Source organism: Microbacterium sp. H6 (assembly GCF_003314775.1).
GTDB classification, from domain to species: Bacteria; Actinomycetota; Actinomycetes; order Actinomycetales; family Microbacteriaceae; genus Microbacterium; species Microbacterium oxydans.
The window spans coordinates 418-1,477 of sequence record NZ_QOAY01000305.1; the positions used below are offsets into that span (position 1 = coordinate 418).

The 1,060-nt window shown below is 66.8% G+C and carries 1 protein-coding gene and 1 pseudogene; both read right to left on the reverse strand.

Going from position 1 to position 1,060, the window contains the following annotated elements; genetic code table 11:
* A pseudogene (locus tag DSP71_RS20020) lies at positions 1-225 on the reverse strand (ROK family protein); the annotation flags it as partial.
* A 2-nt stretch (positions 226-227) separates the two neighbouring features.
* The coding region (locus DSP71_RS20025; protein WP_258546574.1) for a carbohydrate ABC transporter permease at positions 228-1,060 on the reverse strand (833 nt) is incomplete at its 5' end.

Consider the following 1,060-nt stretch of genomic DNA (forward strand, 5'->3'; position numbering starts at 1 on the left):
CGCCTCCGCTGCCAGCGACATGGCGAGGGTCGCTGCCGCATCCGCCATCGCTGCACCGCCGAGCGCGGCCGGTGCGCCGACGCTGCCCCGGCCGAGCACGGCACCGTCACCGTCCACCAGAAGGGCGGCGATCTTGGTGCCGCCGATGTCGATCCCGACGAGAGCCGCACCGGGTCCGGCTGCGCCACCGATGAGCGTGCTGGTCCCCTGTTCCTGACCGATCATGCTCAGCGACCACCCAGCCCGGCCATCGCGATCCCCTTGACGAGGTGCTTCTGCAGCACGATCACGAGGATCGTGGTCGGCACCATCGAGATGATCGCGGCTGCCATCTGCAGGTCCCACCGCGTGCCGGTGAGACCGGCGAAGCTCGCGAGGCCGACCGGAAGCGTGCCGTGCGCGTTGTAGTCGACCGTCACGATCAGCGGCCACAGGTAGCTGTTCCAGAACGAGAGGAACGTGAACACCGCGAGCACCGCCACCGCCGACTTCGACAGCGGAAGGATGATCTGCAGGAACGATCGCACGGGGCCTGCGCCGTCGACACGGGCCGCCTCCTCCAGCTCGTAGGGGATGCCGCGGAAGAACTGCCGCATCAGGAACGTGCCGAAGGCGCCGAACGCGAAGGGAAGGATGAGCGCCTGGTATGTGTCGACCCAGTTGAACCACTGCATGACCTGGAACATGGGGATGACGAGCACCTCGGCGGGAACCATCAGGGTGGCCAGGAACAGCACGAACACCGCGTCCCGGCCCTTCCACCGCAGGCGCCCGAAGGCGTATCCGGCTGTGGTCGAGACGATCAGCACGACGAGCGTTCCGCCGATCGCGACGATGAAGGAGTTCATGATGTACGTCAGGAACGGCCCGTAGGCGAACACGTCGACGAAGTTGCTCCACCGCAGTTCGGAGCCCACCAGGGTCGGCGGCATCGAGAACATCTCCGCGTTCGGCTTGAGAGCCGAGAAGAACGCGTAGATCAACGGCGAGATGAAGATCAGCGCAGCCACGTAGATCGCGACGTGCGCGAGGATCAGACGGGCGCGGGCGCCGGGGGTCG